This is a genomic window from Acinetobacter sp. MF4640, from assembly GCF_002018895.1.
Taxonomy (GTDB): domain Bacteria; phylum Pseudomonadota; class Gammaproteobacteria; order Pseudomonadales; family Moraxellaceae; genus Acinetobacter; species Acinetobacter johnsonii.
Genome location: NZ_MVOM01000020.1, coordinates 26,159 through 52,048, shown reverse-complemented (window position 1 = coordinate 52,048; position 25,890 = coordinate 26,159). Strand labels below are relative to the sequence as shown.

Here is a 25,890-nt window from a genome sequence, read left to right as displayed (position 1 = left end):
TTAGGTGGTTTATGTCGCACTTCAAGTTTTACTCTGCCCTCAGGAAATCCTGTTTGATAACGCTAAAACGATCATGATTGAACGGGATGACTATCAGGAGGGGCAGCATAAATGGAATCCCAAACTGCTCGACTGCGCCAAGAAGTACAGCTTTCGTCCTCGCGTATGTAAGTCCTATCGTGCACAGACCAAAGGCAAAGTTGAACGCTTTAATGGATACCTCAAATCAAGCTTTATTGTGCCATTGAAAGCAAGCCTGAAGACTTCGGGTTTACTGTTAGATGTTGATGTTGCCAATGCCCACATTGGCTGGTGGCTGCATGAAACCGCCAATCAGCGGATTCATGCCACCACGCAAGAAAAACCGGCTGTTCGACTACAACAGGAGCAGCAAAAATTTACGCCATTACCGCAATCAGATACAGGTTCTGGCACTGTACCTGTTGCAGCGGCACAGCATGTAATGCCCTACGAGAGTTTGCCGCATCCGTTATCGGTATATGAGCAGTTGCTAGGAGTTTCCTGATGAATCTGCAATACGAACGTATAGAGCAGCTTTGCCAAAAGCTCAGTCTGCATACAATTGCGTCACAATGGTCTCATCATGCGCAACAAACATTAGGTCAGGATAGAAGTTATGCCGACTTTGTTGAAGCCATGCTGATGCATGAATATGCTGCTAGGCAACAGCGCAGCCAGCAGGTCCTGATGAAACTCTCAGGCCTGCCTCAAGTGAAAACGCTGGAAGGTTACGATTTTAATTATGGACTGGGTGCTCCGAAATCCCAGATGGTCGAGTTGTTCAACCTGAGCTTTATCTCGAGAGCAGAAAATGTGGTGTTTCTTGGTGCTAGTGGTGTAGGGAAAACGCATTTATCCATGGCATTAGGCTATAAGGCCATCATGAACAATGTCAAAACCAAGTTTATTACCGCCGCCGATCTCATGCTGCAACTCAGTACAGCCTATCAGCAAGGTAAATTGAAAACTTATATGCAACGCGTGATACTCGCCCCGAAATTACTGATTATCGATGAAATTGGTTATTTACCCTTTGGACGTGAAGAAGCGAATCTATTCTTTAACGTGATTGCCAAGGGTTATGAAAAAGCCAGTACGATATTGACGAGTAACTTACCCTTTAGCCAATGGTCCAAATCCTTTGCAGATGATGTCACGTTGACCGCTGCGATGTTAGATCGGTTATTGCATCACTGTCATGTGGTACAAATATCGGGTGAGAGTTATCGTTTGAAGATAAAAAAGAATAGGGATTCAACCTCAGGTTGAAACTTAATACGAAATCAAGGGGGTCTATTTTACTTTGCCATTTGTAAGGTAAAAGGGGGGCAATTTTAGAATGCCGTTGACAACGGCAAAGCTGTAGTAATGGCATAGATACACCTTGCAGCGACAAACTAGGTGTCAAAGCTGGGTAAGTGAATTACTAGACTTCACTGTATTTAGTTCTCAATTTTAAATTTTATTAAAGGAAGTATGAAAATCATACTTCCTTTTCAATCTGCTTCACAATAAAACTTTAGAGTTGAAGCAACAGATCAAATCTAAATCAGATTTGAAAAATAATTACGGTGGATACTGTCCTGTGGTAATAACTCTAATAAACGCTGTACCGCATCAATTCGGTCATGTGTTTGCCCAATAATTCTTAATAATTGATCGATATCCTTTATTTGATAGATCAACTGGCTTAAACGGGCATCAAAACAATGTCTCCAAGTGCTGAGTAAAGGGCTTTCTGATTTAGAGAGAAAGCTACCTTTATATAGCGAGAATGTACTGGAAATAAGATTTGCATTTAATGATTGTTCAGCACTTAAAAAATCACATTGGACTTCACAGCTAAGCCTATAAATCCGAGGCTCAATTGAATGAGGTAATAGGCTACGAAGTTGTGAAAGCTCAGCCTTTAGGGTTTTTAAGCTGACACTACGCTCACCATAAAGGGCATAGTGTAACTCTTCTAAACCAATGCCATGGGGGTGCAAAGCTAAAATGCAAAGTATTTCAATTTGACGGTGACTCAAGTTCAAGGTATGCCCATTAAATTGAACCCAAGGCGAGCCTAGCGCCTTAATGTATAAAAAATTCTGCTGTTCAAACTTTATGGCTCGTTGTATTAAATCCGCACAGCGTTCAACTGCAAGCAGCCCCAAAGGAGTATGTTTTTTATATTTTGTGGAAAGGTTAATAATGCCATGAAATTGCCCTGATGTCGGATCCCAGATCGGCGCGGCATAACAAACCCAATCTCGAACACTGTCCATTTGGTTTTCATGAGAATAGACACAACTTGATATTTGGCTGTTTAAAGTCATACCTATCGCATTGGTCCCAACAGCCTGTGTAGACCAATGCCCACCCTCAATAAAATGAACCTGTTCGGCAGAAGAAAGCATTACAGAACTACTCCATGTCCATAAGAGAGTACCTTGATGATCTGTGAGACCAATCGCCATATCTGAATCATCAGCTATTTTGAGTAAGTCGGCATAATTATGTTGGATAGAGCGGCGAAATAAAGAAGTTTTATCTTCTGGAGGTAAGGCTAAAACAGGAGCGGCATGAACAGTATGTTGATTAATTAAATGGGTTGTTTGCAGATTTTTTGCAGATGCGGTATTGAACAGGTTCATATCATATTCCTTTATGATCAGACTGTAATATTTTTAAATTTTAGAAATGAGTTTCCAAATTTATAGTCATTTACGTCATTTCTTCTTGCTTCAATTTTAAATGCTTTTATCTTTGCTTGGTTAAATCATATCTTTTGGCTTTACCAGTCCTTGAGTTACTTTAAAAGTGTTCTTATGAGCTGAAAATGGCTATTTCCATCTGAAATGTTAATAAACGTAAATAGGATGAAAATTCATTCGCTCATGTAAGGGCTAGGCACAGCTTCACCATGATACTGACGGTCTGCAAAATAACTTGATCGTACTAATGGCGCACTCCAAATATTTTTAAACGCTAAGCGCTCTCCATGTGTTTGATAATGCTTAAACTCTTGCAACGTAACAAAACGATGAATTGGCGCATGAGATTTAGATGGCTGTAAGTATTGACCGATTGTGACATAGTCCACTTGATAATCTTTCAAATCATTTAATAACACAATAACCTCAGCCTCGACTTCTCCTAAACCGACCATCAAACCACATTTCGTTGGAATTTCAGAACAGTAGTGTTTAAATTTTTTGAGTAAATCCAATGAGTGCTTATAGTCAGCGCCTGGTCGCATGGCTTTATACAGACGTGGAACGGTTTCAATATTATGATTAAAAACATCGGGTGGGTTTTGGCTCAGAATCTTCAGGGCAATATCTGCACGACCACGAAAATCAGGAACCAAAATTTCTATCAGAGTCTCTGGACTGGTTTGACGAATTTCTCGAATGCAATCTGCAAAATGCTGTGCACCACCATCTTTTAAGTCGTCTCGATCAACAGAAGTAATCACGACATACTTTAAGTTTAGATTCTTGACTGTTTCAGCCAGATGCTTTGGCTCATTAGGATCTAGGATATTAGGACGACCATGTGCGACATCACAGAATGGGCAGCGTCGAGTACAAATATCTCCCATGATCATAAACGTTGCAGTCCCTCCGCTAAAGCATTGTGGCAAATTGGGGCAGGCCGCTTCTTCACAAACCGTATGTAGTTTCTGTTGTCGTAATAAATCCTTAATGATTTGAACTTCCTCAGGTTGACTAATTTTAGTCCGAATCCATTCTGGCTTTTTCGGTGTCGTTTCCGTTGGAACAACTTTAATTGGAATACGCGCCATTTTTTCAGCGCCACGTAGCTTCTTTCCAGTTAATACTGTGTTATTTAAATCCATTACAAACACTCCATCGTTTAAAATAATTAATATAGATCCCGATATTAAATAAGCTCTTTTAGGTGCTTTAATAATATTAAAACAGTGCAAAAAACTTATCATATAAAATAAAGGTTGGTTAAAGGTTTGTTTTCATATGTGATTGAACTACTGTAAAATTTTAAAAAATTTTTTAAGTTCTTAACCTTCTGTTTTTAATATTTTTCTCATCTTTTTATGCATTATATTTTTTTAGTCTAATATGAAATTAAATAAAAATATATTTATATAAATATACGGTTTAAAAATTCAACCATTAATTTTTGGATTTTCTTTTAAGCGTAATTAATAAGGAACAAAGATATGCAATTAACGGAAGAGCAATTGCTAGCAGCATACAAAAGAATGCGCGACATTCGTGAATTTGAGGATCGACTTCACGATGAAAATAATACAGGTGATATTCCCGGTTTCATCCATTTATATAGCGGCGAGGAAGCTGTTGCCGTAGGGATCTGTGAAAATTTAACAGACAAGGACTTCATTACATCAACGCATCGTGGTCATGGACATTGTATTGCTAAGGGCTGTGACATTCATGCCATGATGTTAGAAATTTTTGGCAAAGATGATGGTTTGTGTCGTGGTAAAGGCGGCTCAATGCACATTGCGGACTTAGATAAAGGCATGCTCGGTGCAAACGGTATTGTGGGTGGTGGTCCACCTTTGGCTATTGGGGCAGCTTTAAGTGCTAAAACACTGAAAAATGGTGGGATTGGTCTATCTTTTACCGGTGATGGCGGGTCAAATCAGGGCTTAACTTTTGAAGCCATTAATATGGCTGTCGTGTTAAAGCTCCCTGTCATTTTTGTTTTTGAAAATAACGGTTTTGGTGAAGGTACTGCACATGACTATGCCGTAGGCAGTAAAGACATTGCAGGTCGAGCGGCAGGTTTTGGCTTACCTGCTGAAAAAGTAGATGGAACAGACTTTTTTGCTGTGTATGAAGTTGCACAAAAAGCCATTGAACGTGCCCGCTGTGGTGAAGGTCCGAGTGTGATTGAAACGGTAACCAACCGTTTTTATGGACATTTTGAAGGTGATCCGGGGCTTATTCGTTCCAAAGAAGAACTGGATTATGTCAAAGAACATAAAGACCCATTGAAAATATTCCGTGAAAAAGTCAAGGATAAAATTGACGAAGCCAAACTGGATGCGATTGATGCCCAGTCTAAAGCCAATGTAGACGATGCCGTTGCAAAAGCACGCGCAGCTAAGTACCCAGAAGTCTCTCAGTTACTTACTGATGTTTACGTCTCTTACTAAAGGAATAGTAGAAAAATGCCAAATAAAAGTTATCGAAACGCGATTAAAGAAGCAATTGAATTAGAAATGCGCCGAGATCCGAGTGTCATTGTGGTCGGTGAAGATGTTCGTGGTGGGCATGGTGGCAAAAATACCGATGACAATAAACTGGAAGGTTTTGGCGGTGTACTTGGTGTAACCAAAGGCTTATGGACTGAATTTGGTTCTGAGCGAGTCATTGACACCCCGATTACAGAATCGGCGATTATTGGTATGGCGGCAGGTGCTGCTGCAACGGGTTTAAGACCTGTGGCAGATTTAATGTTCATGGATTTTTACGGCGTGTGTTATGACATGCTGTATAACCAAGCGGCTAAATTCCGCTATATGTTTGGTGGCAAAGCCAAAGCGCCACTCGTTGTACGAGGCATGATCGGTGCAGGTTTTTCCGCAGCAGCGCAGCATTCTCAGTCGCCATATAACGTGTTTGCCTCAGTGCCTGGTTTAAAAGTGGTGGTGCCTTCAAGTGCCTATGATGTGAAAGGGTTGTTGATTCAAGCCATTCGAGATGATGACCCAGTAGTATTTTGTGAACACAAATTGTTGTATGACATTAAGGGCGAAGTGCCAGATGAAGCCTACACTATTCCTTTTGGTGTCGCAAATTACACCCGTGAAGGCACTGATATTACCATTATTGCCTTAAGCTTGATGGTGCATCGTGCCAATGAAGTTGCGGATAAGCTCGCAAAAGAAGGCATTTCGGTTGAAGTGGTTGACCCTCGAACCATTTCTCCATTAGACGAAGATGGCATTTTAGAATCAGTGGCGTCAACAGGTCGCGTAGTGATTGTAGATGAATCTGCGGCGCGTTGCGGTTTCGGACATGATGTGGCTGCGCTTATCGCCCAGAAAGGCTTTCATTATCTTAAAGCACCAATCGAATTAGTCACTCCACCACACTCACCCGTACCATTTTCACCAGTACTAGAAAAAGAATGGCTACCTAGTGTAGAACGCATCGAACAGGCTGTACGCAAGACGTTGGAGGCTTAGGATGAGCGAAATTAAAACTTTAGAAATCCCAAAATGGGGTTTGTCCATGGAAGAGGGTACGATTGCCCAATGGCTGATTCAGGAAGGTACCCAATTTAGTAAAGGACAGGAAATTTGTGAAATTGAAACCACAAAAATCGTCAATGTATTGGAGGCACCTTTTGATGGCCTGCTACGAAAAATTATTGCTAACGATGGTGACACACTGGTCGTAGGTGGAATCATTGCAATTTGTGCAGACGCTCAAGTTTCCGATGCAGAAGTTGAAGCATTTGCACAGTCTTTAGGTGGAACACCTGCTGTAACTGAAAATAAAGCGGTAGCAGCGGTTCCTGAAAAAGTCGATGTGGCTCAAGTTGAAACCAAAGTACAAGCTGCTCCTAAACAGAATAGTGTTGGTAATGGATCAAAAGCGGTGACTCAAGGCGGATATTCTATTCCTGATGAATTACAAGGCTACCAACAAAGCGATGATATTTTTGCAACGCCACATGCCTTGAAATTGGCTGAAAAGCATAATGTAAACTTGGCTCAGATTACGGGTTCTGGACGTGAAGGCCGTATCAGTGTTCAAGATATTCAGGCCGCAGTTCAAGCTGCTGGTGGTTCTTGGCCAGATGTACGCCATCAAGCCAGCACGAAAGCCGCGAAATCTAAAGCAGATGACAGTGATGTTCTAGCGACACCTGTTGCCCGCCGTTTGGCAAAACAATGGGGCATTAATTTGCATGATTGTCGTGCATCAGGTTCACGTGGACGAGTCTGTAAGGAAGATGTTGAAGCTGTATATCAACGGGAAAATCCTGTACAAGCTCAACATACTGAGTATGCGCATCCAACAGAGTCAGCAAAATTCACCACCGTAGCTATGAATGGTATGCGTAAAGCAATCGCTGCACGGCTACAAGCGGCAAAACGCAATGCACCACATTTTCGCTTAACGATAGACTTAAATGTTGAGTCGGTTCAGGCTTTGCGTCAGCATATTAACAGTACTGTACCGCAAGTCAAACTGTCCATTAACGATATGCTGATTAAAGCTGCTGCTGCTGCACTGATTAAAGTTCCACAAGTTAATGTTCAGTTTGATGAAGAGAATCAGCAGATTTTACAGTTTGAACAGGCTGATATTTCGGTTGCTGTAGCCATCGAAAATGGACTGATCACGCCAATTATTAAAGCAGCGAACCGTAAATCTTTGGCGCAAATTTCCAATGATATGCGTGATCTGGCAACACGTGCCAAAACTGGAAAATTGGCACCTGATGAGTTTCAAGGGGGCAGTTTCAGTATTTCCAATTTGGGCATGCTTGGTATTCAACAGTTTGATGCCATTATTAACCCGCCTCAAGGTGCAATTCTAGCCTTAGGTGCAGCAGAGAAACGTGCTGTCGTTGAAAATGATGAGATTGTTGTTCGTGAAATGGTGACCGCAACATTGTCTTGTGATCATCGTGTCATTGATGGTGCGTTGGGTGCTCAATTCTTATCGGCATTTAAGCAGTTTGTCGAAAATCCTGCATTAATTTTGGTGTAGGAGGAATAGTCATGTCAGATACACAATTTGATCTTGTGGTTATTGGTGCTGGTCCTGGAGGATATGTCGCTGCGATTCGCGCAGCGCAACTGGGATTAAAAACTGCAATCGTTGAGAAACAACACTTAGGCGGAGTATGTCTTAATTGGGGATGCATTCCAACCAAGGCATTATTGAGCGGGGCTGCGCTTGCGCAGCAGTTCAAACATGCAGGGCAGTTTGGCTTTACGCTTAACGCGATTGATTTTGACATTCAAAAACTGGTCCATCATAGCAGACAGGTTTCTGAGCAACTGGTGCAAGGTATCGGTCAATTATTGAAAAAAAATCAAATCACTGTTTTTAACGCAACAGCCCAGTTTATTGCCAAAGAGCAATTAGAGCTTACAGATGCGAATGGTCAAAAACAGCAGATTTCTGCACCGCATATTATTGTCGCAACAGGTGCACGTGCGGCCAATTTGCCTCATATTCCTGTAGATGGCCATCAGGTCTGGAGTTATAAAGAGGCTTTAGTTCCAGAACAATTACCAAAATCTTTACTGGTCATTGGTTCGGGTGCTATAGGCAGTGAGTTTGCAAGCCTATACCAAGACTTAGGCTGCCAAGTCACCTTGGTTGATATTGCAAAGCAGATTCTTCCTAGCGAAGACATTGAAGTTGCGAAGTATGTACAAAAGCAATTTGAACAGCAGGGTATGCAGGTTTTAACTGAAGCGACTGTAAAAAAAATAGAAACTGATCAGGCTCAAGTACATTGTCATATTGAAACTGCCACAGGTGTACAAATCATTACTGTTGAAAAGGTGCTTTCAGCTATTGGCGTGAAACCGAATGCTGAAAATCTTGGCCTAGAAGCTTTGGGAATTGAATTTGAGGATGGTTTTATTAAAGTCGACTCATGGTGTAAAACCAATGTAGTGGGCATTTATGCAATTGGTGATGTCGCAGGCGCACCGTGTTTGGCACACAAAGCCAGTCATGAAGCCATTCTTTGTGTGGAGAAAATTGCAGGCCTAAGTCATGTACATGCTTTAGATCGTACACAAATTCCGGGCTGTATCTTTACCCATCCGCAAGTAGCCAGTATTGGTTTGACAGAACAGAAAGCGAAAGCTGCGGGCTTGAATATCAATGTGGGTAAGTTTCCTTTGCAAGCCAATGGTAAGGCATTGGCTTTGGGCGATAGCGCAGGATTTGTTAAAACCATTTTTAGTCAGGAAACAGGTGAATTGTTGGGTGCTCACATGGTTGGGCATGAAGTCACCGAACACATCCAAGGTTTTGCGATCGCAAAATATCTAGAAGCAACCGATGAAAGCTTAGCACAGGTCATTTTCCCTCATCCTACTTTATCTGAGGCGATGCATGAGTCGGTCTTGTCGGCGATGCAACGTGCAATCCATATTTAAGGAGTCGCAACATGCCTAGAGGTTTAAACAATAAAGTTGCATTAATTACGGGTGCGGCACAAGGTATTGGACGCGGTATTGCCTTACGTTTAGCACAAGAAGGTGTTCATATTGGATTGGTCGATCTTCACCAAGAAAAGTTAAATACTGTTCAACAAGAGGTTGAAGCCTTTGGCGTAAAAGCCACCACATTTATTGCGGATATTTCAGATCCAATACAAATCAGTGACGCTATTAATCATGCAGAATCGACACTTAATGGTTTTGATATCATGATTAATAATGCAGGTATTGCACAAGTCAAAGCTTTGGCAGAAGTAACGCCGAGTGAATTTAACCAAATTATGAACATCAATGTCGGTGGTGTACTTTGGGGGATTCAAGCCGCAGCAAATAAATTTAAACAACGCCAACAGGCTGGAAAAATTATTAATGCATGCTCAATCGCAGGTCATGAAGGTTTTGCTTTACTCGGTGTTTATTCGGCAACTAAATTTGCAGTTCGTGCATTGACGCAAGCTGCGGCTAAAGAATATGCCAGTGCTAAAATTACTGTAAATAGCTATTGTCCGGGTGTTGTTGGGACAGACATGTGGGTCGAAATAGATCAGCGGTTCTCTGAAATTACAGGTGCACCAATTGGTCAAACGTATAAAAAATATGTAGATGGTATTGCTTTAGGACGTGCTGAAACACCAGATGACGTGGCTGCATTAGTTGCATTTTTAGCCAGCGAGGATGCAAACTATATTACAGGTCAGTCTATTTTGACAGATGGTGGAATGGTTTACCGTTAATATCAACATAAGGAATACACAATGAAAGCAGCTCGTTTTTATGATCGAGGGGATATTCGAATTGAAGATATCCCTGAACCGAAAGTACTTCCAGGCACAGTTGGAATTCAAGTTGCATGGTGCGGTATTTGCGGTACAGATTTACATGAATTCATGGAAGGCCCTATTTTTATTCCACCTTGTGGTCATCCACATCCAATTTCGGGAGAATCTGCACCTGTAACAATGGGACATGAATTTTCAGGCGTAGTTTATGCAGTTGGTGAGGGGGTAGACGATATCCAAATTGGACAACATGTCGTCGTTGAACCCTACATTATTGCAGATGATGTACCGACTGGCCCGAATGATAAGTATCATTTATCAAAAAATATGAACTTTATTGGTTTAGGCGGACGCGGTGGTGGTCTTTCTGAAAAAATTGCAGTTCAGCGGCGTTGGGTACATCCTATTTCAAATGATATTCCTTTAGACCAAGCAGCATTGATAGAACCTTTATCTGTCGGTCATCATGCCTATGTCAGAAGTGGCGCAAAAGCTGGCGATATCGCACTGGTTGGTGGAGCAGGCCCAATAGGCTTACTTTTATCTGCTATTTTAAAGGCTAAAGGTCTCACGGTCATCATTACTGAACTGAGTGCAAAACGTAAAGAAAAAGCGATAGAAGCGGGTGTTGCCGATTATGTACTAGACCCATCTCAGGTTGATGTAGTTGCTGAGGTAATGAAAATTACAGAAGACCGCGGTGTAGATGTCGCTTTTGAATGTAGTAGTGTCAATAAAGTCATGGATACACTCGTTGCAGCAATGAAACCAACTGGTGTAGTCGTTATCGTTTCTATTTGGAGCCATCCTGCCACAATTAATGTACATAGTGTGGTGATGAAAGAGCTAGATATTCGTGGCACGATTGCTTATGTAAATGATCATCAGGAAACTATCCGTTTAGTAGAGCAAGGTAAGATTAATCTAGAACCTTTTATTACCCAACGTATTGCATTAGATGATCTGGTTTCTAAAGGCTTTGAAACGCTGATTCATAATAATGAGTCTGCAGTAAAAATTATTGTTCATCCGTAGTAAAGTCTAATTTGAACGACAAATTTGAATAAGCTAGAAATAAATTCTATGTAGCTATTTCTAATATCTTTAGCGATAGGGAGTGAGTCTGTACGTACAGATTCATTCTTAAATTTACAGTGTTGAGTGCCAGTATGATTTTGATCATACAGCCTAGTAAAGATAGAAAATAAGTTTTTAAATAAACCATAGCGGTATAGACTAGATTTTTCTAGGAGAGTCTTGGTAGTCCACCACTAATTAAAAAATGTCTACAAAATCAGTGTCTATTCAATAATTTTAGTTTACTGTTTGGTATAAAATATAGGCTGAGGTTGGGGTTTTGAAAGTTACGATTTCTGTTTGGCTTTTTGGCGTAAGACATACAAATATAAGCTTTCTACTTTTTCACGTGCCCATGGTGTTGAACGTAAAAATCGTAATGATGACTTAACACTTGGATCTATGCAAAAACATCTAATTTCAATTTTACGACTTAAGCCTTCAAAGCCACCGTAGTAATCTAATAATTCATCTAAAATGTCAATAAGTTTTTTGCCGTGTAGAGGGTCATTGGAGGCGTTCATAATAGATTAACCATATTTTGGGAGGCTATCATTATAACCTGAGTTGGTTGAAAAATGAGAGGGTTGGAATTTAAGCGTAATTAATATTGATGTGTGCTGAAATAGCAGGAGACATTCATAAAAGTGCATTTCTACGCTTCGTTTGCTGAGACTTTAGAAACATTAGCTATTGAAAATCCAAAGGTTTATTTTAGTTTTAAATCACCTGAACAACTTATTTCTTCTTAGATAAGTACCGAAGTTGGTATTCTAAAGATCAGGCATAAATAAGATGCTAGTAAAGATTTATGCGTGTAAACCCACATTTGCACAAAACTGGAAGCTATGACAGATCAAAGGGTGTTTTAACCAAGGCGGACTATGTGTACATGCGCGATCTACTGGAGAACGTGCTTGAACAACTGCAAAATTCAGAATTAGACAACGATAGAGAAATAGATCAGCTCAAACAGTTTTTTATAAAGTTAGATCATCACATCCATAGGCTGCGCGCGTAGATTTCGGCATAACGTATATTATGTTCATTAGCGTACTCGGCATCGTGAATATAATTTTACTGAGATTCACAATGTCGAGCTGTAGCACCAACTGAGGTTGTGTAGGCTACAGTCTTGGATATGCTATTTAACATAATATACATTATACGCAATCTAAGTTATTCATAAAAAGCCACACTTGATTATGTGGCTTTTTATGAATAACTTAGATCACATCAAATTCAATTCGACGGTTTTTCTTACGGCCATCTGTAGTTGCATTATCAGCAACAGGTTTGTTCGAGCCCAATCCTTCAACACTTAAACGTTCTGCAGAAATACTTTTATTGATCAAGTAGTTTTTAACAGCTACAGCACGCTCTTTACTTAAAGCCAGATTCTTTACAGCATCACCTGAGCTGTCTGTGTGTCCAATAATTTTAACCTTTTTCCCACCAACCTTATTTAGAGCCACCGCCATTTCATCTAAGATCTGAGTCCCACTCACAGCCAAAACTGCACTGCCAGATTCAAATTCTATAATTCTGTTTTTAAGCGCTTCATCTATGATTTGCTGTTCAGCCTGATTGACAGAAAGCTGCGCATTCAAGCGATATGGTGGCGTTACTAAACTTTGGAATAAACTTGTTGTTGGCTGAACTTCATTTGAACTCGATATTTTTCCATTAAGTTCCATTTGCGTACCACGTACAGAAAGTTTACCTTGGTGAACTTTTTTTAACTCTGGAACCACCATATTCGCAACAGATTCACTCCAACCATTTGGAGCATTAACCGCTTTAACCTTTATTTTATCAATCACTTGGTCAGTGCCATAAACACTATACATCTTGTTTAAAATGATTTGCTTACTGGCATCATTTGGAACAACACCTTCAACAATAATCGGTTCAGCCCAGACATTCACGCTCAAAACCAACGTTAAAGTCAGCAGCCATTTATTCGACTTAAATCTATGATTTATTTTCATATTTTACTAATCTATAAAAGTTTTTTTAAAAAGTTTCACAGCTTGTATTAAGCTCAATTGCCGCTCACACAAAGCTTGCTCCAGCGTTGCCAAACCGGCATTTTGCTCTAAATATGCATCAATCCAATTGGCTTGAACCAATGAAACCCAGTGATCTGAATCTAACTTTTGCGTGAAAATTTCACTTAAGGTCATAATATCTGCCCCTTGAAAGCCAAAAAGAAGTACTGGTTTTTCGCTATGTAAAATCCCTATCAGAAGCTCAGCATTTTGATTTTGAATAAAAAAACTGATTAGATTTACCCAAAAAGCTGCAATTTCATAGCAGTAGCTAGAGTTATTAATAGGTAAAATCAACACTTTAGTTAAGCGACTAGTACCATGTTGAATGACGGGCTGTAACAATAATCCGAGTCCAATCATGCTTTGTGCAAGCTCGTAACTGGTCATTCTTAGTAATTGAGCAAATGAATGTATCGTATGGTGTTCATAAAATGCCGAAACTTCGCTGTGATTAAAAACCTGTATCTCATTATTTAATTTAGATAATTTATCGAGCACGATATTGGGGTCACGTATTGAACGTACCACACGATTCTTTTGAAATAAATCTATTAAAGTTTGCTTATAGCGATATGGCGCATAAATAAGATTATCAAAACTATTTTCAACTTCTAATAAATGACTCAATACCATTGGAAATTGACGACCAGAACTATCGTGACTGGCTATCAAATTTGCCACAAGAAAATTATTTTCTTGTGGATTGGCAATAAAAAAGTCTAATGAAGGTAGATTTTCATACGCTTGACTAAATCCCTCTGATTGCATGGCATGTTCTAATGCTTCAGTAATCCACTGATCAATCAGTTGAATTAAGGCATACTGGCCGCGTGTTTTTAAGAAATCACCACGTGCAGGACATTTTCCATAATATAAAGCTAAGGTCCGCAGTTCATCCATCGCAATACTCCTTACAACCTAGCCACTTTCGAGAAATCATAAACGAGGCTCCTGTATACCTGGTGTTGGAGCTTTAGGACTTGCAGCTGTTGCTGAAGGTGTGGTTTGCGCTGCCACCACACGTACGGATTTATTGGTGACAATTTGATCAACCAGTTGCATGCCATTGTAACTGCGCTGCCCGCCTACTCCACCATTGGCGTCCCCGCTGATTAAACGGAAATTGACTTTTACTGCAAGCTCTGGATTTTGCTGATTTCTCCAAATCATTTCATAGCTTCCGCCACGTTGCGTTCGCTCAGCACCGTCAATTAAACGATTAATGCCATATTCACCAGGCGCCTCAAAAATCGTATGCGTTTTCCCATCTAAATCAATGGCTGTAATACGTGCACCTGGAATTGCTCCGGCATTTGGCCATACAAAATTCACCCATTGTTGAATGCCGTTTTCATAAAGCATTCTTTGTCCATCAATATCAATGGTATAGGATAAAAACTTAGGATTTTCAATTGGGTAAAATTGAAAATTCGATTGCGCTGTACCAGTAGGTGCAGACGAAGCTTGATTTAACGCTCCTGTTGCCATGCCATTACTTGGCGCAACATAGCTTTGAAAATTCATTACAAATTGTGGATTTAAACTAATCCCTAAATCTTTCCATGTCTTAGAAGTCAAGGTATAACCACGACGAATAACCAGTGGATCAAGATACTCTTTGACATAACGCGCAATACTGCCATTTTCGCCAAGAATCTGGCTAATTTCATTGCTGGTTGCTTGCAGTGTCGCTGAAGAGTTAAAAGGATATTTTTTACTCAGGTTCGTATTGAAAGGTTGGTAGACTTGCATAACCCATAGCTTATTCATCTCATCTTGTGCTGGAAGAATTAAACTTTCAAATGATTGTGTCAGTGGCGATATCAACAGTTTTTGGAGCAGTTTCTGATCAACCTCAGACAGGCCCACAGACATTTTTTCATCGACCAGCTTCTGTGTTGTATTAAAGACAGAATTTTGCTCATTAATGGTCGACTTAACCAAATTCATCGCAGATGGTCCAATATCCCCTGAGCTTTTCAAGTCATTGAATTTACTTCGGACTTGAGCTAAAGATTGCATGTATTCATCAAGCAAAGACTTATTTTGTTGGTCGTCACGCTTACGCACCAACTGATAAAACATCTGGAATTCTTTAGAAATCGGGCCTTGCGCTTGATTCATGACTTTGGCATCAAGCTGAGTTTCATCTCGTCTTAATACTTTACGTTTAAACCAAGCCACAAAACCTGTTTGCGGCGCTGCCAGCTCCGCCATTACGACTGGATTGTCCCAACTGGTTTCTTTCGCAACACGATCAAAAACACTTCGAATGGGTGAGTTTTCAGGCTCGCCTAAAACTTGAACGAAACTCGCCTGTTGTCCATAATCCTTAGCTTTTGCATAATGTATCGCACCTAAAAATTTCCGCCACTCCGCAATATATTCTTTTTTATAGAGTTCTGTGAGTTGTTTACGAATTTGATCTGGACTACCACTAAATGACAAGTCATCTGATTGTGTACTGTTAAGTACCCAGTCTTTGGTATCCGTAGGACGTTTTGCAACTTCATCGATGGCCTGTTCAACATATTCTGACCATGCAGCATGTGTAAACATACCCGGTAATGCATAACTGCCTAAGATTGCATTTTGATTAGCATCACCAAGCATTTGTTTTATGGTTAATGCTGGATAACGGACAGCCGCACGCATTTTTAATTCATTATAAACACGGTCTCGTGCAGGCATTCCACGAACAACAGACAAGAGAACTTGACGCGTTTGATCCACCACTAAGCTGTCTGAGCTGAGTACAGGAAATTTAGGATCGCTAGCTAAAGTCATGCTATACGACAAAATTTGCTCTGCCTTCTGGATCATTTCTCCGCGAGGCATTTGACCACGATTATTATCCAACCATGAACGCCAGAAACGTGTGACTTGATCACTTAAATGACTTGCATCCATATATTGAGTATTGCCCATCATTAAATAGGCTTTTAAAGCATTGTATGCATCTTGTGGGTTTGCATCATTAGGCTCTAAATATTGCTGTGTTTTTGCAACAGGTGTCAGCTCTACATTTGCGTGGTTTGTACGCAATTTTTCTTCATTGCTTTTCACCCGCTGTAGATATTGGGCAATATTTTGTTGTGTTGGAATCAAGACGATTTGCTCAACACCTTTTAAATATTCTGTTTTTAGCTTCTCCCGCAGCTCATCTCCCTGATATAAACCAAAACCCAGCTTTAAAGGACGATCTTCTTCAAATTGGTCCAACTGCTGCATGCGTTCCTGTAAAATCAAGAGTGCACTCAGTTGTGTAGACAACTCTTGACCCGATTGCTTTTCAAGTAAAACGACTTTGTCTAAATCGGCTTGTACGTCTGCAATCAATTGTTGATTATTCCGATAAGACCACACCCATAGACTTAGAATAATAGCTACACCAAATAAAGCGGCAACAAAGGCAATATAACGCTGACGCTTTCGGCTAGGGTTAATATGTTGTTTAACGAGGTTCTTGTCTTTCAGAATAATGTCTGAAAATAAACCTTTTAAAAAATAGCCATGGTTTTGCGAAACTGAGCGCGTTGGAATGCCATTTTCATTGTCTAAACCTTTTTGCAATAAAAAGTCTTGAGCAATTTGCTCGGTCATTGGACTTTCAATAATGCCTTCTTGCAGTGCACTGGTGAAATAAAAGCCACGGAAAACAGGTTTAAATTGATAAGGGTTATCTTCAAACAGCGTGCCGATAAATGTCTTTAACGCAGGCTTTAAGCTCTTAAACTCTAAAGGAAATGTCATGACACTTGGAGAAATATTCTGCGAGTGTCGACGGCTGAGATGTGTCGTACTGACGCCTTTTAAACCGTCATATAAAATGGAATAATGTTTTTCAAACAATTCAACAGCATTATTAGCCCCATCGGTTGTATAAGGCAGTGTCGCCCCCCAAACCTGATCAAACTCACCGACTTCATAGCATTCAAAAAACTCAGTAAAGCCTGCTATCAGATCCATTTTAGAGAAGACCAAATAAACAGGTGAAAAAACCTCTAAGCGCTCAGTAAGATCTTGAATTCGTGCACGTAAATTCTTTGCCAGTTTGATCGACTTTTCTGGACTGTTACTCACTAACTCAGCAATACTGACAATCACGATCAAGCCATTGATTGGTGCTTTTGAGCGGTTTTTTTTCAAGATATTTAAAAAACCTAACCATTCAAAATGATCTTCCGCATAAACGGAATAACGACCCGCAGTATCTAATAACACGCCTTCTGTTGAAAAAAACCAGTCGCAATGACGCGTTCCACTTAATCCAGCAGAAACTGATTTTTGATGAGTTTCTTCAAAAGGAAACTTTAAACCCGAATTATAAATGGCCGAACTTTTACCTGCAGCAGGATTACCAATTACCATATACCATGGCAACTCGTAGAGTGCAGCATTGCCCTTTTTATCCCCCAGTTTTGATTTTCGAATCAACTGAATAGACTCTTTCATTTGTTGCTGAATCAAATGAAGTTCATCTTTGTTTTTTTGTTTGCCATATTCTGCATTGGTGTCATGTGCAATGGCATCGGCAAGTGCTTCACCTTGTGCTGCATGTCGACGACGTACAATGAGTAAATAAATCCCCCACAGCATCAACCCGAATACATAACAAATCATTAAAGGCCAAAAGATTTTGGCTGGAATGACGTTATACATGGCCATTAGTGCCACAAAACCCGATATAGCCATAATAGCTTTCGGGTTGCTCACATACTGCCAAACATAACCTAAGACGTTATAAAATAAAGAATTCACAATACTCTCTTATTCTTTTTTAATTTAAATGGTTGGTTCTACAGGGATATTACTGTCTTCACACGCATGTAGAAAACAATGTGTAGACATTTGATCAATGCTATAAATCATCGCCATCAACTCATCAGGCAAATGCATACTCAACATAAATCCAAATACTTTGGCCAAATGCTGCGTATGTCCAAAGCTTTGTTTGGTATGAATGAAGTGATGCGATTCAATCCCACTTCGATCGAAAATTTGGTTAAGTTTTTTCATGGTTTGAATGTCTGTAATATCATCGAGCATCAGCACAAAAGGCTGAATATCTTTAAATTGTTCTAATTGCTTCATCGCTGGGGATGCAAAATGATTAGCAAGATTGGCCTCGTTTAGTGCAATCTTGAGTTGTTTTAAGGGGGTGATATCAAGTAATGCTAAAGAAGATGATGCTAAGCACCAACTAGAGGCATATTCAGCAGGCAAGTAATGATCGGTTAACCATGTTTTTTCATCGAGCAGTTCTTGGTCAATTTCAGAATCTACATTCAGGATGAGCGTGATTTCCTCTGACTGCTGAGAAATTTGCTCCAATAACAGCATCCAATCTTTATAGGCTGTTTCTTGACTGAAATAATGGTGCTCAAGATGAATTTGCTGCGTAATCACGCCTAATGAACTTAAATAGTCCTGTACGACGCCACTGCTTTGTTCTTCATTCCAAACATGTAACATCGATTCAGGCAGCAGAATATGTATATTGATACGGTTTAATTTAGCAACCTGCTGCACATCAGGTTGTTCCTCTGGTTCATTGCTATCATATTCACTCGTAGGATCAATCCATGCCGGATGCATACGATATTCATAGGCCAATTCACTGTCATAAAATAAGGCCGATTGCTTTAAATGCTGCGAGATTTGCCACAATGTTTCTGCATGTTGCTCTAGTTGATGCTCGATCAGGGCTTGAATTCGCAGATGGCGCGGATGATCAACGACTTCATCATCGTCCTGATTTATAATGACATGATCTAGTGCATGTATGCGATAAGACAGCATCGGTAAGCCATAGGCATTTTGTAATTGCGTATCGAGCTCTGGGCTTTTAAATTTTTTAATCTCGTCAAGAATCTCGTCATTTTCCCCAAAGGCACTATATGCAGACGAGGAATAAATATTCAGGTTTAACCACTGAACTTCAACAGCTTCAGCCTGTTGGTTCTCATCATCCTGATGCTGCTCTACTTGCGCTTGTTTTTGTTGCTCTTTGCGCTTTTGGTGAGCTTTAATGGCATGATAAATAAATACTGGAGACCATAAAATTACGCACAGAATCAGTGGAAATAGAAGTAAATAATTAAGCAGGTCTGCCCCAGTTGGGTCATACTGAATGTCACGCCAGTAAAAAATGATGATTCCTGCGACAAGCAACAATAAGCTGCTCAAAGTACCAATAAAGAGCTTAAGCATGCCCCATCCCCATCAATGTATAACAGGTTTCGTGATTGTGTTCGGTCGGCATCGGCATTAAAAAAACGCCTTGTGATAAACCAATGGTCATCGTTGAACTCAGCTGAATCGGTTGAATATCCTCTTTCCTCAGGATGATTCTTAAATCCACCCCAAGCGTTGGACTGAGCCAGCTTGCAAGTAATCGTTTAAGTTTTATACTCTCAGCTTGATCGGGTAAAAATTTTAAATACTCGGTGTATGAGACGGGGCCAACTTCTATTTCAATTTTTCCATCTATTTGACGGATATTTTCTCCACAAAAGGTATTAATACCCAATTGATTATTGCCCCCCAGTGTGCTTCTCTGTTCAGGGGACAAATGAAAGATCTCTTCAACAAATTCTTTAATCTTAAAGGGTTGCTTAAACACACAGCTCAGCATGGTTTTTAGCGCATGTGCTGTATTATTTTGCCCCTGCATTAACCCAGCGAATTCGGCAAAATAATCATCTAAATCCTGCTGCTCATGTTGCGCACTCACATAGCCATTCAATGCATGTAAAATATCGAGGTAATGGTTTTCTTGCTCAATCTCATAGCGAATCGGTAAATGGTAAGCTAAAGATGCATCCACATATTGCGCCGTGAGCTTGTGATTAAATAAACCTAAAAAATGAAGTGTTTCATTTCGTTGTATACGCGCACTTTGTTTAATTTTATTGGTATAGCTATACGGTAAGGTGCCCTGAATCCCTGTTAAACCAATCATTAAATTGGTTAAGTGAATTTTTTCTTCGTCAAGGGTCAAACTTTCAATTTCTGCATTCGGAAAATTGAGATTCAGTGAACTATGAAACTTAAATTGCTTTGCCCAATCCCCTTCTTTTTGAGCATGGGGAGCTTCCGCATGACGTAATAATCGCGTGGCCTGAATAAATTCAAAAGCGTTTGGTTGTTCAACCAATACATCAACTATAGAAGTGTCTTGCCACCAACGTTCTGCACGCATTGGTATAACTCCTGTTGAGATTGAGCATCTGAAATAACAACATCGACAAAACTGTTCATCTGGACTTTTAGATTAAAGACATGCGACAACAACTGACTAAAAATATACAGGCTATGTCCTCGAAACACTTTTGAATCTATCCCTAGATTCACTTTCAGCCCTCGTATAAAAAGTGGGAATGGTTTTGCATCCACCATCTTTTGCTTTAATTCAAAATTAACCGACTGAATCGCATTAATAATAAGGTGGTTTTCTTTAAGCTGAGGCAGATTGTAGAGTTCAAGTAGTTCTTGAATATGGCTTAGAGCATCTCCCTTAGTGAGAGATAAAGTATTTAATGATAAATGCGAAATGATCCGCCATTGCTCTTTTTTATTTTGTTCAAAGTAATAGGGTTTATTCGGTCTTTTTAAAACCACAGCTCGCCGTGCTAGACTACTATCATTCAAATTTAATATATTGTTGGCTTGGCTCAATGCCTCATGGGGTAAATCACGATTGGAGCATAATAATTGCGTACTGATAAAATCAGATTTGGTTGTTTCAGGTGATAAATGTTTTGAAATAATACTATAACCTGTTTCAACATATTTATTTTGTAGCTGTGCCGAATTCAAACTATAAAAAAACTGAGTCTCATCCTTTTGATAATGACTCATCGCAAAAAATGGATAAATGTCAAAAGTAGTTTGATCTTTATTCGACTTTTCACGAATCATTTGCATTTTAGTAATCGAATAAGTTTGATAAAACTCAGGATGATGAGCATCGGTAATTAAAGGATATTCGAGCTGTTGATGATTAATTTTTTGAGGTTCAGCCTGTTTTTTAAATAAATTGATAACTGGTACCACATATAATTTAAAGTTTGCGACATTTAACTCAGAATAATTTCGAATATTGACCTGATCATTTAAATTCAGTTTAAGATGAATCAAAATTTCAAACTGATTTTGCTCTTTTTCTAAATGTTTTAACAAACCTAAGTTCATATTGAGAAAGTTAAATTTTTCAGAAAAACAGAAATATTCCATCAACAGCCGGTATGCATGATGTGTATGTTGATCCAAGGGCAACAGACTTTCACTTTCAGCAAAACCCAAGATACTAAAAGGATTTGGGATGTCGATGACGCGATGACCAACCTTTAATGAAAATCCTGTACTCGACTGGAACACAGCATCCAAAACTTGTAGTGGAAAATTGGATATCGCATCCAAATAAATAGGCAAATTTTCTTTTTCTAAAATTCGATGTGCCTGATTAAAAATATTAAATCCTAAGCTAAGCGTTGCATTTTGATTTAAATGCATATGCGCACTAGGATTCGTTTTAAAATTGAGATGACTAAGTTCAATGGGTAATAACTTTAGTTCTTGTGTGGTGCTAAATTCACACTGTACACCTTTAAAACTTCTTGATTTTATTGCAGTATTTTTAGGAATAAGATGAGCTTCAGTTAATTGTTTACACTTATTTAGGTCTTCAAAACTGACCACAGTACATGCAGGAAATGGTTTGAGGTATTGAGGGAACATCACCTCAAACAAAGACCGAGTAAAGATGTCGTAACTGTCCGCCAGTTTCTTATCGATTCTTGCTGCAATTAAAGAAAAGGACTGAATTAAGCGTTCTATATGTGGATCATCTACTTGCTCTTGGTTTAAGGATAAACGCTGAGCAATTTTTGGATATTTTTGCGAAAACTCACGGGACTGCTGCCCAAATTCTTGTAATTGTTTTTCGTAGTACGGTAATAATTCTTCAATCACAAATCAGCCCCATTAAGCTCTTGCAGAAATAACATATTGTTGTGTTGTCGGTTTGAGCAAAGCATCAAAAATGACGGGTTCATATAAAGGATGAATATTTAAATAGGCTTGAATACTCAAACACAAGGCCCCCATATTCTGCCCATCGAGCAACATTTCAACTTTGATTTGTTTTAGTCTCGGCTCATGCGCTGTAATAGACGCTGCAATCGATTGGCAAATTTTATCGCGATCGGTCGGATTCGCAGTCGATAATCCAACAAAATCAATGATTCCAAACTGAACAATGGACTTTTTTACCAACGGAAAAGCATCAATTGAATCATTAAAATTGGCCATACGACTGTTCAACAAATCTTCTAAGTCGGTCGCGACGGATTCACGTAGCTCCTGAAGAGACATCCCCAATCGGTCCTGTTCAGTGGTCGGTAGTAATCGGTCAAATAGCGTTTTTCTAAACCCATAGGGATAAAGCTGATCTAGATTCATGTTGATTAAAATCATCTCGCATAAATAAAGGCCAACGATGGTTAGCCTTTATTTTTTCAGTTATTTTTATGCAGCGTATGATGCAGTATTGTTTGATAGAGACCATTTCTTGGTCACAGCACCTTTTTGTGTGCCATTAATATCTTGCTGGTTATACGTCCATTCCACAGCAGCATATTTCAAACCAAACCCTTCAAGCGGAACACCTTCCTCACTGACTGTTGGCGTAACACTTGAAACCAAAACATGCTTCAATTTAATTTGTAGATACTTGATGCGCTTATCGCCATTTGCACGATAAAAATCAATTTGTACTTCATCAAAGGTATAACCTGCCGAACATGCTTCCCAAAGTTTTGGACTGGTTGCATCCAAATCTTTAACAAACAGCATATCAGAATGTTCAACACGTTCCGCCGTATGGCCACCAACACTTGATGATGTTGCAGACTTTGGCTGACGAATATTATGTGACCAAGAGTTCACCTCTAACCAGCCTTGATGCTCTGTATCACGTGACTCGCCATCGACCTTATATTTACCTCTGAACTGTACGTATATGTCTTTCATTTGTAATCTTTTCCTATTCTAAAGTTATTATGTGTTGGCACTCAAATTAGTTTGAGGACTGAGGTAACTCAGTAACAAGTCGCAGTGATACTGACAACTCATCCAACTGGAAATGTGGTCTTAAGAAAACCACAGATTTGTAGTGCCCCGGTTGTGCTGGGTTCTCTACAACTTTGACAGATGCTTCACGCAGCGGATATTGCGCTTTCGCCTCTTGTGAAGCCCCGTCATCAAGCAAAATATATTGAGCCAACCACTCATTTAAAAATGTTTCAATGTTTCCAGCCGAAGCAAAACTTCCGACTTTGTCTCGCATCATGGCTTTTAAATAATGTGCAATACGCGAAACGGCCATAATGTACTGAATTTGGCTAGATAAAGCCGAGTTTGCATTGGCAGAATCGCTATTATACTTTTTAGGTTTTTGCGTCGATTGCGCACCAAAAAATGCTGCATAATCCGTGTTTTTACAATGTACTAAAGGAATAAAGCCAAGATCACTGAGTTCTTTTTCACGACGGTCGGTGATGGCAATTTCAGTTGGACATTTAAAGACCACTTCACCATCACTGGTTTTAAAGGTATGAACGGGCAATCCCTCTACTAAACCACCACCTTCAACACCACGAATGGCAGCACACCAACCATGCATATCAAAAGCATTGGTCAAACGCGTGCCAAAAGCATAGGCTGCATTCATCCATAAATATTCATCATGATTTTGCCCAGAGACTTCTTCCACAAAATTAAAGCCTTCAGTCGCTGTACCTTCCTTAGGGTGATAAGGCAGACGCCCCAATACACGCGGCATCGTTAATGCAACATAACGCGCATCATCACTTTCTCGGAAAGAACGCCACTGGACATATTCAGCGGTTTCGAAAATTTTAGATACTTCACGCGGACGGTCAATATCCGTAAAGGATTCCAACCCGAGGATGTTAGCATCTGCTGCAGAAATAAAGGGTGCATGTGCAGCTGCAGCAACATGTGAAATTTGTTCCAGCAAATACATGTCTGAAGGTGTACGATCAAACTCGAAATCGCCAATTAATGTGGCATATGGCGCACCACCAAATGACCCATATTCTTCTTCATAGATCTTTTTAAACAATGTACTTTGATCAAAGTCCGTTGCGCCTTGAAAATCCTTGATTAATTCTTTCTTCGTTGTATTCAACATACGAATCTTAATCAATGGATTAGATGGCGTTTCTTGGCAAAAGTAATATAAACCGCGCCATGTCGATTCAATTTTTTGAAATTGTTCGTCATGGATAATTTTACTGAGCTGCGTTGAAATGAGTGCATCAATTTCAGCAATACGCTTATCAATCGATAATGTCATATTTTCTGAAACAGTAATCGTCCCCGCCATCACTTCCTTAGCGAGTTCGCCAATTAAGCTTTTAGCTCGATCATGCTCTTCTTCATTTCGCGCAATTCGACTACGTTCAACAATTGAATCTAAGAGCGTAAATTCTTCAGTAGTATCTTGAGCAACTGCAGCGGATTGGGCATTATTCATTTTCAGCCTCCACACTCATTTTACGCACTTGATCTGTATTTTGCAGAACTTGATCAAGTAGATCTTCTAAGCGCTCATTATTCGAAATTTTGTTGCGCAAATCAGTCAAACGTTCGCGAGCTTCTACCAACTTTTTCAAAGGATCCACTTGCTGAACCACATTTTCAGGACGAAAATCTTCCATCGACTTAAACGTCAAATCGACAGACATACGCCCACCATCTTCAGTCAATGTATTTTCAACTTGATAGGCTGCACGTGGTGCTAAAGACTCCATGACTTCATCAATGTTTTCTAAATCAACATTAATAAATTTTTTGTCTTTGAGCTTGGTTTTTTCTATTTCAGATGCCGCGGAAAAATCACCTAGAACGCCAACAACAAATGGTAATTCTTTGATTTCTTTAGCATCACCAACTTCAACATCATAAGTCAGTTGTACCCGAGGTGGTCGAATACGCTGTAACTTTTTTTGGACGCTTTCACGTTTAGCCATATGAAAATCCTGTTTTTTATTATTTCAAAAATGAAAGTTTTTAAAGTGAATTGAAGGGATTTGTACTCGGTTTGCTCGAGACTTCAGTTGATTGTGCTTTCTCAACTTTTTTGGGTTTTGCCACCTGAGCCGTTGTTTTCTTTGTGGTTTGTTTGGTTGAACTCGCAGTCTTACGCGTGGTTTTCTTTGGTGCTTTGATCACCACAGCCTTTGCATCACTCGTATCTGGCGCAGGCAAAGAATTACGAACGAGATTGGACAAATCTTTGGCAGGCGGATAGGTTAAATCTGCAGATAAATAGCGCATTTCTTCTTGACGCATATGGTTTAACGCCGTATTTGCAATCGAAACGCCAGCTAAAAACCGAGTATCTGTTAATGATGTATGATTAATATTTCGCGCATTCAACTCTTCAACCAGTTGAAGTGCTTTATAACTTTTCCCGAGTTCTTGATATCGACTTGCCGCTTGAACCAATAATTTATTTTTTAGCTCATCATTTTTTTTATTTTTACTATCGCAAATCTGTGCATATAAACCTAGTAAATCGTGATCAGATTCACCTTTTACTAAAGGGTAATCTTTAATACACTTATTTTTTAAACTAATACCCTCTTCTGCCGCTGCAAAAGCAAATGGTGTCACTGTTAATAAAACGAATGTAGGTAAAATTAAATAATATTTTTTCAAAACTTGCCTCAAA

Annotated in this window: 21 protein-coding genes and 1 pseudogene; 8 read left to right on the top strand and 14 right to left on the bottom strand. The window is 39.6% G+C overall.

Translation table 11 applies throughout. The features are described 5' to 3' along the window. Positions 1 to 37: 37 nt before the first annotated feature. Both MF4640_RS08665 and istB read left to right on the top strand, forming a co-directional pair. Positions 38 to 526, top strand: a pseudogene (locus MF4640_RS08665) (IS21 family transposase); the annotation flags it as partial. Then, complete coding sequence (gene istB, locus MF4640_RS08660; protein ID WP_101495480.1) at positions 526 to 1,290, top strand: IS21-like element helper ATPase IstB; 765 nt, start codon at positions 526 to 528, stop codon at positions 1,288 to 1,290. The pseudogene MF4640_RS08665 and the gene istB, both read left to right, overlap by 1 nt. 275 nt (positions 1,291 to 1,565) lie before the next feature. On the opposite strand, the gene MF4640_RS08655 is transcribed toward istB, so the two are convergent. Both MF4640_RS08655 and lipA read right to left on the bottom strand, forming a co-directional pair. Continuing rightward, a complete protein-coding gene (locus tag MF4640_RS08655; RefSeq protein WP_004979611.1) occupies positions 1,566 to 2,657 on the bottom strand; it encodes a transcriptional regulator in 1,092 nt (363 codons plus the stop codon). Between the two features lie 233 nt (positions 2,658 to 2,890). Continuing rightward, a complete protein-coding gene (gene lipA, locus MF4640_RS08650) occupies positions 2,891 to 3,865 on the bottom strand; it encodes a lipoyl synthase (RefSeq protein ID WP_004979608.1) in 975 nt (324 codons plus the stop codon). 342 nt (positions 3,866 to 4,207) lie between these two features. On the opposite strand from lipA, the gene MF4640_RS08645 reads away from it, so the two are divergent. From MF4640_RS08645 to MF4640_RS08620, 6 genes are read left to right on the top strand one after another with little or no spacing between them, the layout of a single operon-like run. Next, the gene (locus MF4640_RS08645; RefSeq protein WP_078389307.1) at positions 4,208 to 5,170 is read left to right on the top strand and encodes a thiamine pyrophosphate-dependent dehydrogenase E1 component subunit alpha; all 963 of its coding nucleotides are present in this window, start codon (positions 4,208 to 4,210) and stop codon (positions 5,168 to 5,170) included. Between the two features lie 15 nt (positions 5,171 to 5,185). Then, the gene (locus tag MF4640_RS08640) at positions 5,186 to 6,205 is read left to right on the top strand and encodes an alpha-ketoacid dehydrogenase subunit beta (protein ID WP_004979604.1); all 1,020 of its coding nucleotides are present in this window, start codon (positions 5,186 to 5,188) and stop codon (positions 6,203 to 6,205) included. A gap of 1 nt (position 6,206) precedes the next feature. After that, positions 6,207 to 7,742, top strand: a complete 1,536-nt coding sequence (locus tag MF4640_RS08635) for a 2-oxo acid dehydrogenase subunit E2 (protein WP_078389306.1) — start codon at positions 6,207 to 6,209, stop codon at positions 7,740 to 7,742. Between the two features lie 11 nt (positions 7,743 to 7,753). Beyond that, complete coding sequence (gene lpdA / locus MF4640_RS08630) at positions 7,754 to 9,154, top strand: dihydrolipoyl dehydrogenase (protein ID WP_078389305.1); 1,401 nt, start codon at positions 7,754 to 7,756, stop codon at positions 9,152 to 9,154. Positions 9,155 to 9,165: 11 nt separating this feature from the next. Continuing rightward, on the top strand, positions 9,166 to 9,951 hold the full coding sequence (locus MF4640_RS08625; protein WP_075166716.1) for an acetoin reductase: 786 nt from the start codon (positions 9,166 to 9,168) through the stop codon (positions 9,949 to 9,951). A gap of 21 nt (positions 9,952 to 9,972) precedes the next feature. After that, the gene (locus tag MF4640_RS08620; RefSeq protein ID WP_078389304.1) at positions 9,973 to 11,031 is read left to right on the top strand and encodes a 2,3-butanediol dehydrogenase; all 1,059 of its coding nucleotides are present in this window, start codon (positions 9,973 to 9,975) and stop codon (positions 11,029 to 11,031) included. A gap of 329 nt (positions 11,032 to 11,360) precedes the next feature. Here MF4640_RS08620 and MF4640_RS08615 read toward each other — a convergent pair whose 3' ends face one another. From MF4640_RS08615 to MF4640_RS08555, 12 genes are all read right to left on the bottom strand, one after another. Continuing rightward, complete coding sequence (locus tag MF4640_RS08615; RefSeq protein WP_078389303.1) at positions 11,361 to 11,597, bottom strand: VF530 family DNA-binding protein; 237 nt, start codon at positions 11,595 to 11,597, stop codon at positions 11,361 to 11,363. A gap of 702 nt (positions 11,598 to 12,299) precedes the next feature. Then, entirely contained in the window at positions 12,300 to 13,064 is a 765-nt protein-coding gene (locus tag MF4640_RS08605; protein ID WP_078389301.1) for an OmpA family protein, read from the bottom strand. Positions 13,065 to 13,070: 6 nt separating this feature from the next. Further along, positions 13,071 to 14,027 carry a type VI secretion system-associated protein TagF gene (gene tagF / locus MF4640_RS08600; RefSeq protein ID WP_078389300.1) on the bottom strand — a complete coding sequence of 319 codons (957 nt, stop codon included), beginning with the start codon at positions 14,025 to 14,027 and terminating at the stop codon, positions 13,071 to 13,073. A 36-nt stretch (positions 14,028 to 14,063) separates the two neighbouring features. Next, positions 14,064 to 17,822 (bottom strand): type VI secretion system membrane subunit TssM, encoded by a 3,759-nt coding sequence (gene tssM, locus MF4640_RS08595; protein ID WP_171263872.1) that lies wholly within the window; start codon positions 17,820 to 17,822, stop codon positions 14,064 to 14,066. Between the two features lie 90 nt (positions 17,823 to 17,912). After that, on the bottom strand, positions 17,913 to 19,340 hold the full coding sequence (locus MF4640_RS08590; RefSeq protein WP_078389298.1) for a hypothetical protein: 1,428 nt from the start codon (positions 19,338 to 19,340) through the stop codon (positions 17,913 to 17,915). Next, positions 19,333 to 20,331 (bottom strand): type VI secretion system baseplate subunit TssG, encoded by a 999-nt coding sequence (tssG, locus tag MF4640_RS08585; RefSeq protein WP_078389297.1) that lies wholly within the window; start codon positions 20,329 to 20,331, stop codon positions 19,333 to 19,335. The genes MF4640_RS08590 and tssG overlap by 8 nt, the downstream gene beginning before the upstream one ends. Continuing rightward, complete coding sequence (gene tssF, locus MF4640_RS08580) at positions 20,295 to 22,103, bottom strand: type VI secretion system baseplate subunit TssF (RefSeq protein ID WP_078389296.1); 1,809 nt, start codon at positions 22,101 to 22,103, stop codon at positions 20,295 to 20,297. Before tssF ends, tssG begins: the two co-directional genes overlap by 37 nt. Before the next feature lie 12 nt (positions 22,104 to 22,115). Then, positions 22,116 to 22,592 carry a type VI secretion system baseplate subunit TssE gene (gene tssE, locus MF4640_RS08575; protein ID WP_010326723.1) on the bottom strand — a complete coding sequence of 159 codons (477 nt, stop codon included), beginning with the start codon at positions 22,590 to 22,592 and terminating at the stop codon, positions 22,116 to 22,118. A gap of 66 nt (positions 22,593 to 22,658) precedes the next feature. Further along, complete coding sequence (locus MF4640_RS08570) at positions 22,659 to 23,162, bottom strand: Hcp family type VI secretion system effector (protein WP_004693082.1); 504 nt, start codon at positions 23,160 to 23,162, stop codon at positions 22,659 to 22,661. 46 nt (positions 23,163 to 23,208) lie between these two features. Continuing rightward, a complete protein-coding gene (tssC, locus tag MF4640_RS08565) occupies positions 23,209 to 24,690 on the bottom strand; it encodes a type VI secretion system contractile sheath large subunit (RefSeq protein ID WP_004693079.1) in 1,482 nt (493 codons plus the stop codon). Further along, positions 24,683 to 25,186, bottom strand: coding sequence for a type VI secretion system contractile sheath small subunit (tssB, locus tag MF4640_RS08560; protein ID WP_078389295.1), 504 nt, complete (start codon positions 25,184 to 25,186; stop codon positions 24,683 to 24,685). Before tssB ends, tssC begins: the two co-directional genes overlap by 8 nt. 40 nt (positions 25,187 to 25,226) lie before the next feature. Next, a complete protein-coding gene (locus MF4640_RS08555) occupies positions 25,227 to 25,877 on the bottom strand; it encodes a hypothetical protein (RefSeq protein WP_078389294.1) in 651 nt (216 codons plus the stop codon). Positions 25,878 to 25,890 lie beyond the last annotated feature (13 nt).